Source organism: Citrobacter sp. 506 (genome assembly GCF_050434985.1).
Taxonomy (GTDB): Bacteria; Pseudomonadota; Gammaproteobacteria; order Enterobacterales; family Enterobacteriaceae; genus Citrobacter; species Citrobacter braakii.
In genome coordinates this window covers 1296973-1318134 of the sequence record NZ_JBNDJN010000001.1, presented here as the reverse complement: position 1 = coordinate 1318134, position 21162 = coordinate 1296973, and the positions used below count along the sequence as shown (strand labels likewise).

At 52.9% G+C, this 21162-nt stretch carries 14 protein-coding genes; 8 read left to right on the top strand and 6 right to left on the bottom strand.

The annotated features are described in order from the left end of the window. The first annotated feature begins 75 nt into the window (after positions 1 to 75). From cmoM to ABIE10_RS06555, 7 genes are all read left to right on the top strand, one after another. Positions 76 to 879: a tRNA uridine 5-oxyacetic acid(34) methyltransferase CmoM gene (gene cmoM, locus ABIE10_RS06585; RefSeq protein ID WP_016152455.1), complete on the top strand. Its 804-nt coding sequence runs from the start codon at positions 76 to 78 to the stop codon at positions 877 to 879. Further along, on the top strand, positions 872 to 2194 hold the full coding sequence (gene mukF, locus ABIE10_RS06580) for a chromosome partition protein MukF (RefSeq protein ID WP_016156123.1): 1323 nt from the start codon (positions 872 to 874) through the stop codon (positions 2192 to 2194). Before cmoM ends, mukF begins: the two co-directional genes overlap by 8 nt. Then, positions 2175 to 2879: a chromosome partition protein MukE gene (gene mukE / locus ABIE10_RS06575; protein WP_016152457.1), complete on the top strand. Its 705-nt coding sequence runs from the start codon at positions 2175 to 2177 to the stop codon at positions 2877 to 2879. Before mukF ends, mukE begins: the two co-directional genes overlap by 20 nt. Then, positions 2879 to 7339 (top strand): chromosome partition protein MukB, encoded by a 4461-nt coding sequence (mukB, locus tag ABIE10_RS06570; protein WP_425135646.1) that lies wholly within the window; start codon positions 2879 to 2881, stop codon positions 7337 to 7339. The genes mukE and mukB overlap by 1 nt, the downstream gene beginning before the upstream one ends. Before the next feature lie 255 nt (positions 7340 to 7594). After that, positions 7595 to 9346, top strand: coding sequence for a L,D-transpeptidase (gene ldtD, locus ABIE10_RS06565; protein WP_016156125.1), 1752 nt, complete (start codon positions 7595 to 7597; stop codon positions 9344 to 9346). Between the two features lie 177 nt (positions 9347 to 9523). Continuing rightward, positions 9524 to 10072, top strand: coding sequence for a YcbK family protein (locus ABIE10_RS06560; protein ID WP_016152461.1), 549 nt, complete (start codon positions 9524 to 9526; stop codon positions 10070 to 10072). A gap of 28 nt (positions 10073 to 10100) precedes the next feature. Next, complete coding sequence (locus tag ABIE10_RS06555) at positions 10101 to 10748, top strand: MBL fold metallo-hydrolase (protein ID WP_003035823.1); 648 nt, start codon at positions 10101 to 10103, stop codon at positions 10746 to 10748. A 54-nt stretch (positions 10749 to 10802) separates the two neighbouring features. Here the strand turns inward: ABIE10_RS06555 and aspC are convergent, their stop codons facing one another. From aspC to pncB, 4 genes are all read right to left on the bottom strand, one after another. Continuing rightward, positions 10803 to 11993 carry an aspartate transaminase gene (gene aspC / locus ABIE10_RS06550; RefSeq protein ID WP_016152462.1) on the bottom strand — a complete coding sequence of 397 codons (1191 nt, stop codon included), beginning with the start codon at positions 11991 to 11993 and terminating at the stop codon, positions 10803 to 10805. Positions 11994 to 12176: 183 nt separating this feature from the next. Next, positions 12177 to 13253, bottom strand: a complete 1077-nt coding sequence (gene ompF, locus ABIE10_RS06545; protein ID WP_016156126.1) for a porin OmpF — start codon at positions 13251 to 13253, stop codon at positions 12177 to 12179. A 601-nt stretch (positions 13254 to 13854) separates the two neighbouring features. Further along, positions 13855 to 15255 carry an asparagine--tRNA ligase gene (gene asnS / locus ABIE10_RS06540; RefSeq protein ID WP_016152464.1) on the bottom strand — a complete coding sequence of 467 codons (1401 nt, stop codon included), beginning with the start codon at positions 15253 to 15255 and terminating at the stop codon, positions 13855 to 13857. Positions 15256 to 15421: 166 nt separating this feature from the next. Then, positions 15422 to 16624, bottom strand: coding sequence for a nicotinate phosphoribosyltransferase (gene pncB, locus ABIE10_RS06535; protein WP_047501156.1), 1203 nt, complete (start codon positions 16622 to 16624; stop codon positions 15422 to 15424). A gap of 266 nt (positions 16625 to 16890) precedes the next feature. On the opposite strand from pncB, the gene pepN reads away from it, so the two are divergent. Then, positions 16891 to 19503: an aminopeptidase N gene (gene pepN / locus ABIE10_RS06530; RefSeq protein WP_429155085.1), complete on the top strand. Its 2613-nt coding sequence runs from the start codon at positions 16891 to 16893 to the stop codon at positions 19501 to 19503. 103 nt (positions 19504 to 19606) lie between these two features. Here the strand turns inward: pepN and ssuB are convergent, their stop codons facing one another. Beyond that, complete coding sequence (gene ssuB, locus ABIE10_RS06525) at positions 19607 to 20374, bottom strand: aliphatic sulfonates ABC transporter ATP-binding protein (RefSeq protein ID WP_016152467.1); 768 nt, start codon at positions 20372 to 20374, stop codon at positions 19607 to 19609. Then, a complete protein-coding gene (gene ssuC / locus ABIE10_RS06520; RefSeq protein WP_016156130.1) occupies positions 20371 to 21162 on the bottom strand; it encodes an aliphatic sulfonate ABC transporter permease SsuC in 792 nt (263 codons plus the stop codon). The genes ssuB and ssuC overlap by 4 nt, the downstream gene beginning before the upstream one ends.

Genomic DNA, 21162 nt, shown 5'->3' with positions numbered 1-21162 from the left:
GGTTCATTCTCGGCGTGGGTGTGACAAAATAGCGGTTTTACTTAGTCACCCTAAAGCCAGTATGCGGAGAGCCCGATGCGGGATCGCAATTTTGATGACATTGCAGAGAAGTTTTCCCGTAACATTTACGGCACCACCAAAGGTCAATTAAGACAGGCTATCCTTTGGCAGGATCTGGATCGATTACTGGAAACGTTCGGTGAGCAAAAACTGCACATTCTGGATGCCGGTGGTGGTGAAGGGCAAACGGCCATCAAAATGGCGGAACGAGGACATTTCGTCACATTATGCGATCTGTCTGGCGAGATGATCGCCCGAGCGCAACAGGCGGCAGAGGCAAAAGGTGTGAGCGGGAACATGCATTTTATACAATGCGCCGCTCAGGATGTTGCTTCGCATTTGGAAAGCCCGGTTGATCTGATATTGTTTCATGCTGTGCTGGAGTGGGTGACAGATCCGGTCAGCGTGTTGCAGACTCTGTGGTCAGTATTGCGTCCAGGCGGCGCGCTGTCGTTAATGTTCTACAATGCTAACGGTCTGTTGATGCATAACATGGTCGCAGGGAACTTTGACTATGTGCAGGTGGGGATGCCGAAACGTAAAAAACGCACGCTTTCACCGGACTACCCACGCGATCCGGGGCAGGTCTACCAGTGGCTGGACGAGATCGGTTGGCAGATAACCGGTAAAACGGGCGTCCGTGTGTTTCATGATTATCTGCGAGATAAACATAAACAGCATGACGACTTTGAAATGTTACTTGAGTTAGAAACGCGCTATTGCCGCCAGGAACCGTATATCAGCCTTGGGCGCTATATTCATGTCACCGCGATTAAAAGTTCGGCCCGAGCCGCAGATGCAAGGATAATTTATGAGTGAATTTTCCCAGACAGTCCCCGAACTGGTTGCCTGGGCCAGAAAAAATGACTTCTCCATCTCTCTGCCGGTAGACAGACTTTCGTTCCTGCTGGCGGTCGCGACCTTAAACGGTGAGCGACTTGACGGCGAGATGAGTGAAGGTGAGCTGGTGGATGCGTTCCGCCATGTGAGTGATGCGTTTGAGCAAACCAGCGAAACCATCGGCGTACGCGCCAACAACGCGATCAACGATATGGTGCGTCAACGTCTGCTGAACCGCTTTACCAGCGAGCAGGCGGAAGGCAACGCTATATATCGTTTAACGCCATTGGGAATTGGCATCACGGATTACTACATTCGTCAGCGCGAATTCTCTACGCTGCGTCTTTCAATGCAGCTGTCGATTGTTGCAGGTGAACTAAAGCGTGCGGCGGATGCGGCAGCGGAAGGTGGCGATGAGTTCCACTGGCATCGTAACGTCTACGCGCCATTGAAATACTCGGTGGCGGAGATTTTCGACAGTATCGATCTGACCCAGCGCATCATGGATGAACAGCAGCAGCAGGTAAAAGACGACATCGCACAGTTGCTTAATAAAGACTGGCGGGCGGCGATCTCCAGCTGTGAACTGCTGCTCTCTGAAACGTCTGGTACGCTGCGTGAACTGCAGGATACGCTGGAAGCGGCGGGGGATAAGCTACAGGCTCACCTGTTACACATCCAGGACGCCACGATGACGCATGACGATTTGCATTTCGTCGATCGGTTGGTGTTTGACTTACAAAGTAAGCTCGACCGCATTATCAGTTGGGGTCAGCAGTCCATTGATTTATGGATCGGCTACGATCGTCACGTGCATAAGTTTATCCGTACCGCGATCGATATGGATAAAAACCGCGTCTTTGCCCAGCGTCTGCGCCAGTCCGTGCAGACATACTTTGACGATCCGTGGGCGCTAACCTATGCCAACGCCGATCGTCTGCTGGATATGCGTGACGAAGAGATGGTGCTGCGTGACGAAGAGGTCACCGGCGAGCTTCCGGAAGATCTGGAATATGAAGAATTTAACGAGATCCGTGAACAGTTGGCGGCGATCATCGAAGAACAGCTAGCTATCTACAAATCCAGACAAACACCACTGGATCTCGGTTTGGTCGTGCGCGAGTATCTGGCGCAATACCCACGTGCGCGTCATTTCGACGTCGCGCGCATAGTTATCGATCAGGCGGTACGCCTTGGCGTAGCGCAAGCAGACTTCACCGGACTGCCAGCCAAATGGCAGCCGATTAATGATTACGGAGCCAAGGTACAGGCGCATGTCATTGACAAATATTGAACAAGTGATGCCGGTAAAGCTGGCGCAGGCGCTGGCGAATCCGTTATTTCCGGCGCTGGACAGCGCCTTACGTTCGGGCCGCCATATCGGTCTGGATGAACTGGATAATCATGCCTTCCTGATGGATTTTCAGGAATATTTTGAAGAGTTTTACAGCCGCTATAACGTGGAATTGATCCGTGCGCCGGAAGGGTTCTTCTACCTTCGCCCGCGTTCAACGACGCTCATTCCCCGTTCGGTCCTGTCTGAACTGGACATGATGGTCGGTAAAATTCTTTGCTATCTCTATCTCAGCCCGGAACGCCTGGCGAATGAAGGGATTTTTACCCAGCAAGAGTTGTACGACGAGCTGCTAACGCTGGCTGATGAAGCGAAGCTGCTGAAACTGGTGAACAATCGTTCAACCGGTTCGGATGTTGATCGCCAGAAGCTACAGGAAAAAGTTCGTTCTTCGCTAAACCGTCTGCGCCGTTTAGGCATGGTGTGGTTTATGGGTCACGACAGCAGCAAATTCCGTATTACGGAATCAGTCTTCCGCTTTGGCGCGGACGTGCGCAGCGGTGACGATCCGCGCGAAGCGCAGCGTCGCTTAATTCGTGATGGCGAAGCGATGCCGGTCGAGAACCGCCTGCAGCTCAACGATGAGCCCGAAGAGAATCAGCCGGACAGTGGAGAAGAAGAATAATGATTGAACGCGGTAAATTTCGCTCACTTACGCTGATTAACTGGAATGGTTTTTTTGCCCGTACATTCGACCTTGATGAACTGGTTACCACGCTGTCCGGCGGTAACGGTGCGGGTAAGTCCACCACCATGGCGGCATTTGTTACAGCGCTCATCCCGGACTTAACCCTGCTGCATTTCCGTAACACCACCGAAGCCGGTGCAACCAGTGGTTCACGTGATAAGGGCCTGCACGGTAAGTTGAAAGCGGGCGTCTGTTACTCAATGCTCGACGTCCTCAACTCGCGCCATCAGCGCGTGGTCGTGGGGGTGCGTCTGCAACAGGTTGCCGGTCGCGATCGTAAAGTGGATATCAAACCGTTTGCCATTCAGGGACTGCCGATGTCGGTGCAGCCAACCCAACTGGTGACGGAAACGCTGAATGAACGCCAGGCGCGCGTGCTGTCCCTCTCTGAGCTGAAAGAGAAGCTTGATGAGATGGAAGGCGTGCAGTTTAAACAGTTCAACTCAATCACCGATTATCACTCACTGATGTTCGATCTGGGCATCATCGCCCGTCGTCTGCGTTCCGCGTCTGACCGTAGTAAATTCTATCGTCTGATTGAAGCCTCGCTGTACGGCGGGATCTCCAGTGCCATTACCCGTTCACTGCGTGACTACCTGCTGCCGGAAAACAGCGGCGTACGTAAAGCCTTCCAGGATATGGAAGCTGCGCTGCGTGAAAACCGCATGACGCTGGAAGCGATTCGCGTAACTCAGTCTGACCGTGATCTGTTTAAGCATTTGATCAGCGAAGCGACCAACTATGTGGCCGCGGATTATATGCGTCACGCCAACGAACGTCGTATCCATCTTGATAAAGCGCTGGAATATCGTCGTGAGCTGCATACTTCACGTAAGCAGCTGGCCGCTGAGCAGTATAAGCACGTGGATATGGCGCGCGAACTGGGCGAGCATAACGGCGCGGAAGGCGATCTGGAAGCTGATTACCAGGCCGCGAGCGATCACCTGAATCTGGTGCAAACCGCGCTGCGTCAGCAGGAAAAAATTGAACGCTACGAAGCGGATCTTGAAGAACTGCAGGTCCGTCTCGAAGAACAAAATGAGGTGGTCGCGGAGGCCGTTGACCGCCAGGATGAAAACGAAGCCCGCGCAGAAGCCGCGGAACTGGAAGTGGATGAGCTGAAAAGCCAGCTTGCCGATTATCAGCAAGCGCTGGACGTCCAGCAAACGCGAGCCATCCAGTATACCCAGGCGATCCAGGCGCTGAATCGGGCGAAAGAGCTCTGCCATTTACCGGATCTGACCGCCGACAGCGCTGCTGAATGGCTGGAAACCTTCCAGGCTAAAGAGCAGGAAGCCACTGAAAAACTGCTGACGCTGGAACAAAAAATGAGCGTGGCGCAAACCGCGCACAGCCAGTTCGAACAGGCTTATCAGCTGGTGGCGGCTATCAATGGCCCGCTGGCGCGTGGTGAAGCCTGGAGCGTGGCGCGTGAACTGCTACGAGAAGGCGTTGAACAGCGCCACCTGGCGGAACAGGTTCAGCCGTTGCGTATGCGACTTAGCGAGCTGGAGCAGCGTCTGCGCGAACAGCAAGACGCAGAGCGTCTGCTGGCTGAATTCTGCAAGCGTCAGGGTAAACAGTTCGATATCGATGAGCTGGAAGCGCTGCACCAGGAACTGGAAGCACGCATCGCCGCCTTGTCGGACAGCGTCTCTTCTGCCAGCGAACAGCGTATGACGTTGCGTCAGGAGCAGGAACAGCTGCAGTCTCGTATCCAGCATCTGATGAAACGTGCGCCTGTCTGGCTGGCCGCGCAGAATAGCCTGAATCAGCTTAGCGAGCAGTGTGGCGAAGAGTTTACCTCAAGCCAGGACGTGACCGAGTATCTGCAACAACTGCTGGAGCGCGAGCGTGAAGCCATTGTTGAGCGTGATGAAGTCGGTGCGCGCAAAAATGCAGTTGATGAAGAGATTGAACGTTTAAGTCAGCCGGGCGGGGCGGAAGATCAGCGTCTGAACGCGCTGGCGGAGCGCTTCGGTGGCGTTCTGCTGTCAGAAATCTATGACGACGTTAGCCTTGAAGATGCGCCGTACTTCTCTGCGCTGTACGGTCCTTCGCGTCATGCCATCGTGGTGCCGGATCTGTCGCTGATTACCGAGCAGCTTGATGGGCTGACGGATTGTCCGGAAGATCTCTATTTCATCGAAGGGGATCCGCAGTCGTTTGATGACAGCGTTTTCAGCGTTGATGAGCTGGAAAAAGCAGTAGTGGTGAAAACCGCCGAGCGTCAGTGGCGTTATTCCCGCTTCCCGACGGTGCCGATTTTTGGCCGTGCAGCGCGCGAAAGCCGTATCGAAACCCTGCATGCCGAGCGTGAAGGGCTGTCTGAACGTTTCGCAACGCTCTCCTTTGACGTCCAGAAAACCCAGCGTCTGCATCAGGCGTTCAGTCGTTTCATTGGCAGTCATTTGTCGGTGGCGTTTGAAGCCGATCCGGAAGCGGAAATTCGCCAACTGAATGGCCGTCGCGTTGAACTGGAACGGGCGCTGACCAATCATGAAAATGATAATCAGCAAAGCCGTATGCAGTTTGAGCAGGCGAAAGAGGGGGTCTCCGCTCTTAACCGCCTTCTCCCGCGTTTGAATCTGCTGGCGGATGACACGCTGGCCGATCGCGTGGACGAAATTCGTGAGCGCCTGGATGAAGCCCAGGAAGCAGCGCGTTTTGTACAGCAACATGGCAACCAGTTAGCCAAACTGGAACCGATTGTTTCGGTCCTGCAAAATGACCCTGAGCAGTTTGAACAACTGAAGGAAGACTACGCGTATTCCCAGCAGATGCAGCGCGATGCGCGTCAGCAAGCTTTTGCTCTGACCGAAGTGGTGCAGCGCCGGGCGCACTTTAGCTATTCCGACTCTGCTGAAATGCTTAGCGGCAACAGCGATCTGAACGAAAAACTGCGTGAGCGCCTGGAACTGGCGGAAGCTGAACGTACCCGCGCCCGTGAAGCGCTACGCAGTCACGCCGCACAGTTAAGCCAGTACAACCAGGTCATGGCGTCGCTGAAAAGCTCCTATGACACCAAAAAAGAGCTGCTTAACGATTTACAACGTGAACTGCAGGATATTGGCGTTCGTGCGGACAGCGGTGCCGAAGAGCGCGCGCGTATTCGTCGTGATGAACTGCATGCGCAGCTCAGCAATAACCGTGCGCGCCGTAACCAACTGGAAAAAGCGTTGACCTTCTGCGAAGCGGAGATGGAAAACCTGACCCGCAGGCTGCGCAAGCTGGAACGTGATTATTTTGAAATGCGCGAGCAGGTGGTTACCGCGAAAGCCGGATGGTGTGCGGTGATGCGGATGGTGAAAGATAACGGCGTTGAACGCCGCCTGCACCGTCGTGAGCTGGCGTATCTTTCCGGTGATGAACTGCGCTCGATGTCGGATAAGGCGCTTGGTGCGCTGCGCCTGGCGGTTGCGGATAACGAACACCTGCGTGATGTACTGCGCATGTCTGAAGATCCAAAACGTCCAGAGCGTAAAATTCAGTTCTTTGTCGCGGTTTATCAGCATCTGCGTGAACGTATTCGCCAGGATATCATCCGTACCGACGATCCGGTTGAAGCGATCGAACAGATGGAAATTGAGCTGAGCCGTCTGACGGAAGAATTAACGTCTCGCGAACAGAAACTGGCGATCAGCTCTCGCAGCGTGGCGAATATCATTCGTAAGACCATTCAGCGCGAACAGAACCGTATTCGCATGCTGAACCAGGGGCTGCAAAGCGTGTCGTTTGGCCAGGTAAACAGCGTTCGTCTGAACGTCAACGTACGCGAGACGCATGCTACCTTGCTGGACGTACTTTCCGAACAGCATGAGCAGCACCAGGATCTGTTTAACAGCAATCGTCTGACCTTCTCTGAAGCGCTGGCGAAGTTGTATCAGCGTCTGAATCCGCAGATTGATATGGGGCAACGTACGCCGCAAACCATCGGTGAAGAACTGCTGGATTACCGTAACTATCTGGAAATGGAAGTTGAAGTTAACCGTGGCTCTGACGGCTGGCTGCGTGCTGAATCTGGCGCGCTGTCAACCGGTGAAGCGATCGGGACCGGGATGTCTATTCTGGTGATGGTTGTGCAAAGCTGGGAAGACGAAGGGCGTAGACTGCGCGGGAAAGATATTTCTCCTTGCCGTCTGCTGTTCCTTGATGAAGCTGCGCGACTTGATGCACGCTCTATCGCGACCCTGTTTGAACTGTGCGAGCGTCTGCAAATGCAGCTGATTATCGCAGCCCCAGAAAACATTAGCCCGGAGAAAGGCACCACCTACAAACTGGTGCGTAAAGTCTTCCAGAACACCGAACACGTTCACGTGGTAGGTCTGCGCGGGTTTGCGCCTCAGTTACCTGAGCCGCTGCCTGGCACCGAAGATGCCTCCTCGCAGGCAAGCTAAATAAAAGGCGGCTAAATGGCCGCCTTCTTTTCTTCCGAAAATTCTCAATAACTGGTGTAATTTCTTTAAACTTCTTTACATTAGGTTAGGCAAAAATTTTTTCATGTTTATATACTAAAGGTAAGCCTAACGCGTCACAGGCTTGCTCGTCATACTTCAGCTTGTATTGGCGTTTTACAGGTTCGGCCCCGCCAAAATAAGGGGAAGACATACGGCCTGGCTACTCAAAGTATGATAAAAAACAGGGGGCAAGGGATGTTGCTTAATAAAATGTGTGGTCGTCGGCTGTCGGCAATTAGTTTGTGCCTGGCCGTAACATTCGCTCCACTGTTCAATGCGCAGGCCGATGAGCCTGAAATGATCCCTGGCGATAGCTCAGCGACCGTCAGTGAACAGCCAACAGCGTTATCGCAGCCGCAGGCTCAATCTTCCGCGACGGCTATCATGGCAGGTATCCAACCGCTGCCCGAGGGCGTGTCAGTTGATAAAGCCCGCGCCGAATTACAATCTCAACTTCCAGCGGGCTTCACACCGGTTTATATGAGCCAACTGGAACTGCTGTATGCCGCACGCGAAATGAAACCGATGTGGGAAAATCGTGATGCGGTAAAAGCCTTTCAGCAACAGTTAGCTGAAGTGGCGATTGCCGGCTTTCAGCCGCAGTTCACCACCTGGGTCGCTTTACTGACTGACCCGGCAGTAACCGGTCAGGCGCGAGATATCGTGCTCTCAGATGCGATGATGGGGTATCTGCACTTTATTGCCAACATCCCCGTCAAAGGCAATCGCTGGCTCTATAGCGATAAGCCCTATGCGCTGACGACGCCGCCGATTTCCGTGATCAACCAATGGCAAGTCGCGCTGGATAACGGTCAACTGACTTCGTTTGTCGCCAGCCTGGCACCGCAACATCCGCAGTACGCAGCCATGCATGAATCGCTGCTCAAGCTGGTGGGCGATACGCGGCCCTGGCCGCAACTGACCAGTACCGCGACGCTGCGTCCGGGGGAGTGGAGTAACGACATCCCTGCGCTGCGTGAAATTTTGCGCCGTACCGGGATGCTGGAGTCTGTTGTCAGTACGGCTGCCAAAGAAGGCCGTAGCGCTTACGATCGTGAACTTGTTGACGCGGTTAAGCGGTTTCAGACGTGGCAGGGGCTTGGGGCCGATGGCGCGATTGGCCCTGCCACGCGTGACTGGCTGAACGTGACGCCCGCTCAACGTGCGGGCGTACTGGCGTTAAATATTCAGCGCTTGCGCCTGCTGCCGGGTACGCTGTCTACCGGTATTATGGTGAATATTCCTGCCTACTCGCTGGTGTATTATCAAAACGGCAATCAGGTGCTGGCCTCGCGCGTTATCGTCGGACGTCCCGATCGTAAAACGCCGATGATGAGCAGTGCGCTGAATAACGTGGTCGTTAACCCGCCGTGGAACGTGCCGCCGACGCTGGCCCGGAAGGATATTCTGCCTAAGGTTTGGAATGACCCGGGGTATCTTGAGCGTCACGGCTATACCGTAATGCGCGGCTGGAACAGCAAAGAGACGATAGATCCGTGGCAGGTTGACTGGGCCACCATCACCGCCTCCAATCTGCCGTTCCGGTTCCAGCAGGCTCCGGGAGCGCGTAACTCGCTCGGACGCTATAAATTCAATATGCCGAGTTCGGATGCTATTTATCTGCACGATACGCCGAACCACACTCTGTTCCAGAAGGATTCGCGGGCGTTAAGCTCCGGCTGCGTGCGCGTGAACAAGGCATCTGAGCTGGCGAATATGCTGCTACAGGATGCGGGGTGGAATGATACGCGCATCTCGGATGCCCTGAAGCAAGGGGATACAAGGTACGTGAATATTCGCCAGAATATCCCCGTCAACCTCTACTATCTGACCGCATTTGTTGGCCCGGATGGTCGCACGCAGTATCGTACAGATATTTACAATTACGATCAGACAGCGCGATCCAGTGCACAAATTGTGTCAAAAGCTGAACAATTAATCAGATAAATGAAGCAGTTCGAGGAAAATAATTGTCGTAAGTTATGCTGGAAACGGGGCGAAATGGCTGCAAGCCCCGTATTTCCTGGGGTTGGGAGCCTTGACGTGGACTACTTAGCCAGATAAGGTTTCCCGCGTGCGCTAGAGCATACATACGATAACATTGACCTTGTAGACCTTAAAACCATGGACAAATTTGACGCTAATCGCCGCAAACTGCTGGCGCTTGGTGGTATTGCCCTCGGCGCTGCCATCCTGCCTACGCCTGCGTTTGCTACACTCTCTACCCCACGTCCGCGCATTTTGACTCTGAATAACCTGCATACCGGTGAGTCAATAAAAGCAGAGTTTTTTGATGGCAGGGGCTATATTCAGGACGAATTAGCTAAACTTAATCACTTTTTCCGTGATTTTCGTGCGAATAAAGTGAAATCCATCGATCCGGGATTGTTCGATCAACTCTTCCGTCTGCAGGGCCTGCTGGGCACGCGTAAACCCGTACAGCTTATTTCTGGTTACCGCTCTATTGATACCAATAATGAATTACGTGCGCACAGCCGCGGTGTGGCAAAGAAAAGCTACCACACGAAAGGGCAGGCCATGGATTTCCATATTGAAGGCATCGCATTAAGTAATATTCGCAAAGCTGCGTTATCTATGCGCGCAGGTGGTGTAGGATACTACCCACGCAGTAACTTTGTGCATATTGACACCGGACCGGCGCGTCATTGGTGATCCATAAGCTTAATGAAACAGGAGCCGTATGAACTATCGTATTATTCCGGTCACTGCATTCGCCCAGAACTGCTCGTTAATCTGGTGTGAGCAAACCCGTCTGGCTGCGCTGGTCGATCCCGGCGGCGATGCTGAGAAAATCAAACAGGAAGTCGATGCCAGTGGCCTGACGCTAATGCAGATCCTGCTCACCCATGGTCATCTTGATCACGTAGGTGCGGCGGCTGAACTGGCACAGCATTATGGTGTACCGGTTATTGGTCCGGAAAAAGAAGATGAGTTCTGGTTACAAGGACTTCCTGCTCAGAGTCGCATGTTTGGCCTGGGCGATTGTGAGCCGCTGACGCCCGATCGCTGGTTGAATGAAGGCGACCGGGTAAGCGTGGGTAACGTGACGTTGCAGGTACTGCATTGCCCGGGTCACACGCCGGGACATGTGGTCTTCTTTGATGAACAATCAAAGCTACTGATTTCTGGTGACGTGATTTTCAAAGGCGGCGTAGGGCGCAGCGATTTTCCTCGCGGAGATCATAGTCAATTGATTGATTCGATTAAACGTAAACTGTTGCCGTTGGGCGATGACGTGACGTTTATTCCGGGTCACGGCCCACTTTCGACGTTGGGCAACGAACGGCTACATAATCCGTTCCTGCAGGATGAAATGCCAGTCTGGTAACACCGCAGATAAATGAAAAAGGCCGCTATTGCGGCCTTTTTAGTACGCGATAGATTACAGTACTGCGACAATCGCTTCGCACAGCGGCGCCATGTTATCTGGCGTCATTCCTGCTACGTTCACACGTCCGGAAGCGACGGCATAGACACCAAACTCTTCACGCAGACGCAGAACCTGCTCTTTGGTCAGGCCGCTGAATGAGAACATGCCGTTCTGTTTGATGATAAAGCTGAAATCGCGGTTCGCACCTTTCTCTTGCAGCGTATTCACAAACAGCAAACGCATGCGTTGGATGCGTTGACGCATATCAGTCAGTTCCTGCTCCCAGATAGCGCGCAGGGCATCGTTGCTCAGGATGGTTGCCACAACCGACGCACCGTGTGCTGGTGGGTTGGAATAGTTGGCACGAATGACGGATTTCATCTGGCTAAACGCGCGGTCGACGGTTTCAGCATCGGCTGCAACCAGCGTACAGGCGCCTACGCGCTCATTGTACAGACCAAAGTTCTTGGAGTAGGAGCTGGCGACGATCAGCTCTTTGTGCAGCGCAGCGAATGCGCGCAGACCTTCTGCATCTTCTTCCAGACCGCGGGCAAAACCCTGGTATGCGAAGTCAAACAGCGGCAACCAACCTTTTTCGACAGAAAGCTGAGCCAGCGTTTGCCACTGCTCCAGCGTAGGATCGATACCGGTTGGGTTATGGCAGCAGCCGTGGAATAACACCACGTCGCCAGCCTGCGCTTCGCTGAGGCTTGCCAGCAGCGCATCAAAGTCTAATGAGTGGTTCGCGGCATCGTAATAGTTGTATTCACGAACTTCCAGACCGGCAGAGTTAAAGACGCTCTTATGGTTTGGCCAGCTTGGATTGCTCACCCATACGCGTTTAGCTGAGGTGTTTTTTGCCAGGAAATCAGCGGCCACACGCAGTGCGCCAGTGCCGCCAGGAGTCTGTGCTGTACGCGCACGTTTGTCGTTGATAAGCGAACTTTCTTTACCAAACAGTAATTCCTGAGTGCAGCGACCAAACTCTGGAATACCGTCGATGCCAAGGTAATTTTTGGTGGTTTCATTTTCCAGAATATATTGCTCGGCTTTTTTAACGCTGGTCAGTACCGGCGTTTTGCCTGTCTCATCTTTATATACACCGATCCCAAGGTTTATTTTTCCTGGGCGGTCATCGGCACGAAACAAATCAGCCAGACCCAAAATGGGGTCGGCAGGAGCGGCAGTAATGTTCTCAAACATGACGAGGTTCCATAGTGATTACAGAAGGGAAGTCCGCTATCAGGTTAACGGTAGATTTACAAAATGCCAACCGTTACTGACGAAAAGCCGAGGTGTTTTTTTAAGACGCAAGAATCCGCTAGCAGAGATAAAAAAACAGGACCGAAGTCCTGTTTTTTAGGCATTTAACAAAGAGGTCTGCTATTAGAACTGGTAAACGATACCCACTGCAACGGTGTCGTCAGAGCCTACGCCCAGTTTGTTGTCAGAATCGATCTGGTTGATGATGTAATCAACATAGGTGGACATGTTTTTGTTGAAGTAGTAAGTCGCACCCACTTCGAAGTAGTTCACCAGATCTACGTCGCCGATTCCTTCGATGTCCTTACCTTTAGATTTGGTATAGGCGAGGGACGGACGCAGGCCGAAGTCGAACTGGTACTGAGCAACCAACAGGACGTCTTCAGTTTTGTTAGCATAACCGTTAGCGATACGGGTTGCGTTACGGGTTTCGCTGTAGTTCGCCGCCAGGTAGATGTTGTTAGCATCGTATTTCAAGCCGGTCGCCCACTGCTCAGCTTTGTCGCCGTGGCCGCGCAGAAGTGGGTTTTGCTGGGCATCGGTACGATCAGCTGCACCATACGCACCTACGATACCAAAACCTTCGAATTCGTAGCTAACAGAGCCGCCAACGCCATCACCGTTAGAGCGACGAACGTCATCACGCTCGTTTTTGCCCAGGTACTGAACAGCGAAGTTCAGGCCTTCAACCAGGCCGAAGAAGTTAGAGTTACGGTAAGTTGCGAGACCGCCGTTACGCTGGGAGAAGAACTGGTCGGAAGCAGCAGTGTCACCACCGAATTCTGGCAGCATATCGGTGTAACCCAGAGCATCGTAAACGACGCCGTAGTTACGACCGTAATCGAAGGAGCCTGCGTCACCAAATTTCAGACCGGCAAACGCCAGACGGGTTTTGTTGCCATTCTGAGCATCATCACCGCCTTCAGAGTTATTGCCGCTGAACTGGTATTCCCACTGGCCGTAACCGGTCAGTTGGTCGTTAATCTGAGTTTCCCCTTTGAAACCAAGACGGGCGTAAGTCTGATCGCCATTAGGTGCGTAGGCATTGTCACCGTTGTGCTTGGAAAAATAGTGCAGACCTACTGCTTTACCGTACAGGTCTACTTTGTTGCCATCTTTGTTATAGATTTCTGCAGCGTTAGCTGCCCCGGCTACCAGCAGAGCAGGGATAACCACTGCCAGAATATTGCGCTTCATCATTATTTATTACCCTCATCGGTTTTTATATGACACCTGCCACTGCCGCCAATAATTTCCGTCAATAAAAATTTACGGAACTATTGATGAGAGTTTGGTGTCTTTATGTGTCTGACAGGCATCTTTCCATTCAAACTATCGTTTCGCTACCGTCAAAGTGCTACAAATATAAAGATTTGGTTTCAAAAAGAAAAAGTGTGTAACAAAATGTTATTTTTGTGCAACTTTGTGAACAACTTCAAATTTCAGATGTCCGTGCGCTAAAAATCACCACTTCTATTTCTATTTATATGATTTTCTTATATTTAATTTAGATAAACTCCTTTTTTCTCTGTTCTGCCATAAAGTTCATGGTTTACAGATAGCTATTTCTGGACGTCTGGAATGCCGTGCAAATGGTCAGAAAATGTACTATCTAATCAGAAAATGCTAATCCACAATAAAAATGCTGATTATTTTTTGTTCAAATATGTTGCGGTGAAATATTACGTAACAGGAAGGGGGAAGGCGAAGGGTTGTGTTAAACGCGGGAGGGGGATCCCAAAACGTGAAGCGGTGACAAAAAAAAGCCAGCAATGCTGGCTTTTGTATCAAAAATGCAGGGTTAGAACGTGGCGTTACGCGGGGTACGCGGGAACGGAATAACGTCACGGACGTTCTGCACGCCGGTCACGTAAGCGATCAAACGCTCAAAGCCCAAACCGAAGCCGGAATGTGGAACGGTACCGTAGCGACGCAGGTCGCGATACCACCAGTAATCTTCTTTGTTCAGACCCATTTCCAGCATACGGGCATCCAGTACGTCCAGACGCTCTTCACGCTGAGAACCACCGATGATTTCACCGATTCCCGGAGCCAGGACGTCCATTGCTGCAACGGTTTTACCGTCTTCGTTAAGGCGCATATAAAACGCTTTGATATCTTTCGGGTAGTTTTTAACGACGACCGGCGCTTTAAAGTGCTCTTCAGCAAGATAACGTTCGTGCTCAGAAGAGAGATCCACACCCCAGTAAACCGGGTTTTCGAACTGTTTGCCGCATTTTTCCAGAATGCTTACCGCGTCGGTGTAATCCACCTGCGCGAAGTCAGCCTCAATGAAACGTTCCAGGCGTGAAATCGCGTCTTTGTCGACACGTTCGGCGAAGAATTTCATATCATCCGCACGCTCAGCCAGTACGGCTTTGAACGCGTACTTCAGCATCGCTTCAGCCAGGCCTGCAACATCGTTCAGGTCGGCGAAAGCCACTTCCGGTTCCAGCATCCAGAACTCTGCCAGGTGACGACTGGTATTAGAGTTTTCTGCACGGAACGTCGGGCCAAAGGTATAAATTTTGGACAGAGCACAGGCGTAGGTTTCGCCGTTCAGCTGACCGGAAACGGTCAGGAAAGCTTCTTTACCAAAGAAGTCTTTGTCGAAATCGACTTTGCCCTGATCGTTACGCGGCAGGTTTTCCAGATCCAGCGTAGACACGCGGAACATTTCACCGGCACCTTCCGTATCGGAAGCGGTGATCAGCGGAGTCGATACCCAAAAGAAACCCTGCTCATGGAAGAAGCGATGCAGCGCTTGCGCCAGCGTATGACGTACACGCGCGACGGCACCAATCATGTTGGTACGTGGGCGCATGTGCGCCACTTCACGCAGATACTCAATGCTGTGACGCTTAGCCGCCATTGGATAGGTATCAGGATCTTCAACCCAGCCGGCTACTTCAACCTCAGTGGCCTGAATTTCAAAGCTCTGTCCTTGTCCAGGAGATGCAACGACTTTACCCGTTACGATAACTGAACAACCCGTCGTCAGGCGCAGTACGTCCTGATTGTAATTGGGCAGAGAATTATTGATGACGGCCTGTACAGGATCAAAGCAGGAACCGTCATAAACGGCGAGGAAGGAGATGCCAGCTTTTGAATCTCGGCGGGTACGCACCCATCCGCGCACGGTGACTTCGCTGTCAACGGCTACGCGGCCCTGGAGTACGTCGGCTACAGGCACAACGCTCATAATATTCTCTCTGTTAATAGTCGGATATATAAACACATGTCCACCCGTAATGGGGGGGATACCTATGTTACCTGGCATCTGCAATCAGACAAGCAGAATTCGTAGCTGGAGTGAAAGATTTCGGAAATTAGCGTGAAAAGGGAGCCAAACTGGCTCCCTGGAAGGTTTAACTGGCTTTTTTAATATGCGGCAAATCGAAGGCTTTGCGTAGCGCGCGCACGAACGCTTTATCGTGGCAGATGGTTTTACCCGGGCTATCAGATAACTTCGCCACAGGTTTGCCGTTACATTCCACCAGCTTGATTACAATATTGAGCGGCTTAACCTGGGGAATATCACAGGTTAAACGTGTGCCAATACCAAAACTCAACTGCACACGAGAAGAGAAGTGGCGGTAGAGCTCAATCGCTTTTTTCAAATCGAGGTTATCTGAAAACACCAGCGTTTTGCTCAGCGGATCAATGCCCAGTTTTTCATAATGGGCGATGGCTTTTTCACCCCATTCCACCGGGTCGCCTGAGTCATGGCGTAAACCCTGATAGCGGGTCGCAAACTCGACGCCAAAGTCGCGTAAAAACGCATCCATGGTGATGCAATCGGTCAGCGCAATGCCGAGTTGGTCAGGATATTCATTTAACCAGGCGGCCAGGGCAACGCGCTGGCTGGTGGCAAGCTCAGGGCTGATTTGCTGATGAGCTTGGAACCACTCATGCGCCTGCGTGCCCATTGGGGTTAATGACAGGCGGCGGGCCAGATCGTAGTTACTGGTGCCGACAAACCAAGGCTCTCGCTGCAGGCGTTTAACAATAGCCTGCTGTACTTCACGTGAAAAACGACGACGCGTACCGAAATCCATCAGATGGAAGCGGGACATATCGACATCTTTCGTTAAAGCAGAGAATTCTACTAGTTTGCTTTCCAGCTCATCGAGTGCCTGCGGGACGCCTGATTCGGGCGAACGGTAACGGTGTACCATCTCACTGATAACCGCTAGCAGCGGGACTTCCCACATGATCACTTCACGCCACGGCCCGGTTAAGCGGATGTTCAGCTTACCGTTATCATTGGTGACGCAAACCTGTTCCGGGTTATAGCGGAAATCACGTAACCAGGTGAGGTAATCAGCTTTAAAGAAAGGCAGGTCGGAGAGCCACTGGTACTCGTCCTCCTGCAGTCGCAGGTGTTGCATAGCATTCACCTGCTCACGAATAGAATCGGCATAAATACCGAGCAGGTCATCGCCACGGCAACGAAATTCAGCCGCTACTTGTACATCATAGTAGTGGTGAAAAACGGCTTGCTGCATATGCAACTTATAAGCGTCTGTATCCAGCAGCGAGTGCAGAACAGGAGAAGCGAATTGTGTCATAGGTGCGCAGTAGCATCCTCTCACGGGAGCGTTTAGTACAATAAACAACTAAGAAAACCGCTGGAGTATACCTTGTTTAGCGATTTATTGAACCCCGATCACACCATAAGCTGTCTTTCTGGTCGAGGGCAATTCGTGCCGCGTGTTATAAAAATGTAGCAAAAAGGGTGTTTGTACCTGAAAAGATGAACATTCTGCGTAGCGCGATTTACGCAACAGGAATAGACTGAAGCCGAGACTCTACCAAAGATGCTAAAGGTTTTTTTATGACACAACAGCCACAAGCCAAATACCGTCACGACTATCGTGCGCCGGATTACCAGATTACTGATATTGACTTGACCTTTGACCTGGATGCTGAAAAAACCGTGGTCACCGCCGTGAGCCAGGCTGTCCGTCATGGCGCGTCCGATGCGCCCCTGCGCCTGAATGGTGAAGATCTGACCCTGGTGTCGATCCACGTGAACGACGAGCCGTGGGCAGAGTATAAAGAAGAAGAGGGCGCTCTGGTCATCAGTCAACTGCCGGAACGTTTTACGCTGCGTATCGTGAATGAAATTAGCCCGGCGGCCAATACCGCGCTGGAAGGACTGTACAAGTCCGGCGACGCGCTGTGCACCCAGTGTGAAGCGGAAGGGTTCCGCCATATTACCTGGTATCTCGACAGGCCGGATGTCCTGGCGCGTTTTACCACCAAAATTATCGCCGATAAAACCCAATATCCGTTCCTGCTCTCCAACGGTAACCGCGTGGCGCAGGGGGAACTGGAAAATGGTCGTCACTGGGTACAGTGGCAGGATCCGTTCCCGAAACCGTGTTATCTGTTTGCGCTGGTAGCCGGTGATTTCGACGTCCTGCGCGACACCTTTACCACCCGTTCCGGGCGTGAAGTGTCGCTGGAACTGTACGTCGATCGCGGCAACCTGGACCGCGCGCCGTGGGCGATGACCTCGCTGAAAAACTCCATGAAATGGGATGAAGAGCGCTTTGGCCTCGAATATGACCTCGACATTTATATGATTGTCGCGGTCGATTTCTTCAACATGGGGGCGATGGAGAATAAAGGTCTGAACATCTTTAACTCCAAATATGTGCTGGCACGTACCGATACCGCCACCGACAAAGACTACCTCGATATTGAGCGCGTCATCGGTCACGAATATTTCCACAACTGGACCGGCAACCGCGTGACCTGTCGCGACTGGTTCCAGTTGAGCCTGAAAGAGGGGCTAACCGTGTTCCGCGATCAGGAGTTCAGTTCCGATCTCGGCTCACGCGCGGTAAACCGGATCAGCAATGTGCGCACCATGCGCGGCCTGCAGTTTGCCGAAGATGCCAGCCCAATGGCGCATCCTATCCGTCCGGATATGGTCATTGAAATGAACAACTTCTATACCCTGACCGTGTACGAAAAGGGCGCTGAAGTTATTCGTATGATCCACACCCTGCTCGGTGAGGCTAACTTCCAGAAAGGGATGCAGTTGTACTTTGAGCGTCATGACGGCAGCGCTGCAACCTGTGATGATTTCGTGCAGGCGATGGAAGATGCGTCCAACGTCGATCTTTCGCATTTCCGCCGCTGGTACAGTCAGTCCGGTACGCCGATTCTGACCGTGCGTGATGACTACAATCCATCCACTGAGCAGTACACGCTGACTATCAGCCAGCGCACGCCGGTCACGCCGGATCAGGCCGAAAAACAGCCGCTGCATATTCCTTTCGCCCTCGAGTTGTATGACAACGAAGGGAAAGTGATCCCGCTGCAAAAAGGCGGACACCCGGTGAATTCCGTACTCAATGTCACTCAGGCTGAGCAGACGTTTGTCTTCGATAACGTCTACTTCCAGCCGGTTCCGGCACTGCTGTGCGAATTCTCCGCACCGGTAAAACTGGAATACAAATGGAGCGATCAGCAACTGACCTTCCTGATGCGTCATGCGCGTAACGATTTCTCTCGTTGGGACGCGGCGCAAAGCTTGCTGGCGACCTATATTAAGCTCAACGTAGCCCGCCATCAGCAGGGACAGCCGCTGTCGCTGCCGGTACACGTGGCCGATGCATTCCGGGCGATTTTGCTGGATGAGAAAATCGATCCGGCACTGGCGGCAGAGATTCTGACGCTGCCTTCGGTGAATGAAATTGCTGAACTGTTCGACATCATCGATCCGGTGGCGATAACGGAAGTACGTGAAGCGTTAACTCGCACGCTGGCGGCCGAACTGGCTGATGAATTCCTCGCCATCTATAACGCTAATCATCTTGATGAGTACCGCGTTGAGCATGCCGATATTGGCAAGCGTACGCTACGTAATGCCTGCCTGCGTTTCCTGGCTTTTGGCGAAACCCATCTGGCCGACACGCTGGTCAGCAAGCAGTACCGTGAAGCAAACAATATGACCGATGCGCTGGCGGCGCTGTCCGCGGCAGTCGCGGCGCAACTGCCTTGCCGCGACACGCTAATGCAGGAGTATGACGATAAGTGGCATCATGACGGTCTGGTGATGGACAAATGGTTTATCCTGCAATCCACCAGCCCGGCGATAAACGTGCTGGAAACGGTACGTGGCTTACTGAAGCACCGTTCCTTCAGTATGAGTAACCCGAACCGAATCCGATCTCTGATTGGCGCCTTTGCGGGCAGCAACCCGGCGGCATTCCATGCGGAAGATGGCAGCGGCTATCAGTTCCTGGTCGACATGCTGACTGAACTCAATAGCCGTAACCCGCAGGTGGCGTCACGTCTGATTGAGCCGCTGATTCGCTTAAAACGGTATGATGCAAAACGTCAGACGCAGATGCGCGCGGCGCTGGAACAGCTGAAAGGTCTGGAGAATCTCTCCGGCGATCTGTTCGAGAAGGTAACCAAAGCGTTAGCCTGAATCGTTGACCTGTCGTTTTGTAAGCCGGATTAGGCGGTAACGCCGCTATCCGGCAAAAGGCCCGGTGGCGCTTGCGCTTACTGGGCCTGATTTTTCTGAATGCTTATCCATGCCGGCGGATCGGCTGTTCCGTTTCGCTACGCTGCATTACCCGGTTCAACACTTCTGCTTCCAGCTCTGCCAGACGCACCGAACCAATCCGGCGTGGTCGCGCAATATCCACCGTTAAATCCAGTCCGATTTTTCCATCTTCAATAAGCAACACGCGATCGGCCATTGCCACCGCCTCACTGACGTCATGGGTGACCAGCAGTACGGTAAAGCCGTGCTCTTGCCATAAAGAGACAATCAGCTCCTGCATTTCAAGGCGGGTTAAGGCATCCAGCGCACCGAGGGGTTCATCCAGCAGCAGCAGACCGGGGCGATGAATTAATGCCCGCGCCAGGGCCACGCGCTGTTTTTGTCCACCGGACAGGGCGGCAGGCCATTCCTGAGCACGATTCTCCAGCCCAACTGCGGCCAGCGCGTCCCGGGCCGCATCGCGCCAGTGACCTTTCAGACCCAGACCCACATTATCGATAACCGTCTTCCAGGGCAGCAGACGCGCATCCTGAAACATCATTCGCGTATCCTCCTGAATTTCTGCCAGCGGGGTGGTTCCGGCAAGTAATGCACCTGAGGTGGGAGACTCCAGCCCAGCCAGCAGACGCAGTAGCGTGCTTTTACCTCCTCCGCTGCGGCCAACCACGGCAACAAACTGTCCGGCCTGAATGTGCAAATCTAACTGATTGAGCACCGTATTGGCGGCGTATTGTTTCGTCACGGCACTCAGTAAAAGCGGCGTGCCTTGGTTTAGGCGAGCGGTATTCATACGGTAGCCTCCTTCACATGGTAAGCCGGGTTCCAGCGCAGCCAGATCCGCTCCAGCCATTGGGCGCTGACGTCGGCAAGTTTGCCGAGCAGGGCGTAGAGAATAATGGCCACCACGACCACATCGGTTTGCAGAAATTCGCGGGCGTTCATTGCCAGGTAACCAATGCCGGCATTGGCTGAAATGGTTTCCGCGACAATAAGCGTTAACCACATCAGCCCGAGAGCAAAACGCACGCCAACCATAATCGAGGGCAGGGCGCCGGGGAGGATCACATGAATAAATAGTGAAAAACCAGACAACCCATAGCTGCGAGCCATCTCTACCAGACCGCGATCGATATTGCGGATCCCATGCCAGGTGTTGATGTAAATCGGAAAAAGCGTGCCCAGCGCGACGAGAAAGATCTTGGCGGATTCATCAATGCCGAACCACAAAATCACCAGTGGGATCAGCGCCAGATGCGGCACGTTACGCAGCATCTGCACCGAAGTATCCAGCAGGCGTTCTCCCCACCGCGAAAGACCGCTAATCAGTCCCAGCGTCAGGCCAATCGATCCGCCGATGGAGAAGCCTACCAGCGCGCGCCAGGAGCTGATCGCCAGATGCTGCCAAAGCTCGCCGCTGGCGGAAAGCGTCCAGAAGGCTTCGACAACGCCCTCCGGAGAGGGCAGGATGCGGGTGGACAACCAGCCCATTGATGATGCGAGCTGCCAGAGCGCGACCAACCCAACCGGTAAAAACCAGGGCGCGAGGCGCAGTAACCACCTGTTTTTCGGCGTTGCCAT

Coding starts and splice junctions, on each gene's coding strand:
- ssuB (WP_016152467.1), bottom strand. CDS start 20,374: ATGAATACCGCTCGCCTAAACCAAGGCACGCCGCTTTTACTGAGTGCC.
- ldtD (WP_016156125.1), top strand. CDS start 7,595: ATGTTGCTTAATAAAATGTGTGGTCGTCGGCTGTCGGCAATTAGTTTG.
- ssuC (WP_016156130.1), bottom strand. CDS start 21,162: ATGGCAACGCCGAAAAACAGGTGGTTACTGCGCCTCGCGCCCTGGTTT.
- cmoM (WP_016152455.1), top strand. CDS start 76: ATGCGGGATCGCAATTTTGATGACATTGCAGAGAAGTTTTCCCGTAAC.
- ompF (WP_016156126.1), bottom strand. CDS start 13,253: ATGATGAAGCGCAATATTCTGGCAGTGGTTATCCCTGCTCTGCTGGTA.
- pepN (WP_429155085.1), top strand. CDS start 16,891: ATGACACAACAGCCACAAGCCAAATACCGTCACGACTATCGTGCGCCG.
- aspC (WP_016152462.1), bottom strand. CDS start 11,993: ATGTTTGAGAACATTACTGCCGCTCCTGCCGACCCCATTTTGGGTCTG.
- mukF (WP_016156123.1), top strand. CDS start 872: ATGAGTGAATTTTCCCAGACAGTCCCCGAACTGGTTGCCTGGGCCAGA.
- mukB (WP_425135646.1), top strand. CDS start 2,879: ATGATTGAACGCGGTAAATTTCGCTCACTTACGCTGATTAACTGGAAT.
- pncB (WP_047501156.1), bottom strand. CDS start 16,624: ATGACACAATTCGCTTCTCCTGTTCTGCACTCGCTGCTGGATACAGAC.
- ABIE10_RS06555 (WP_003035823.1), top strand. CDS start 10,101: ATGAACTATCGTATTATTCCGGTCACTGCATTCGCCCAGAACTGCTCG.
- mukE (WP_016152457.1), top strand. CDS start 2,175: ATGTCATTGACAAATATTGAACAAGTGATGCCGGTAAAGCTGGCGCAG.
- ABIE10_RS06560 (WP_016152461.1), top strand. CDS start 9,524: ATGGACAAATTTGACGCTAATCGCCGCAAACTGCTGGCGCTTGGTGGT.
- asnS (WP_016152464.1), bottom strand. CDS start 15,255: ATGAGCGTTGTGCCTGTAGCCGACGTACTCCAGGGCCGCGTAGCCGTT.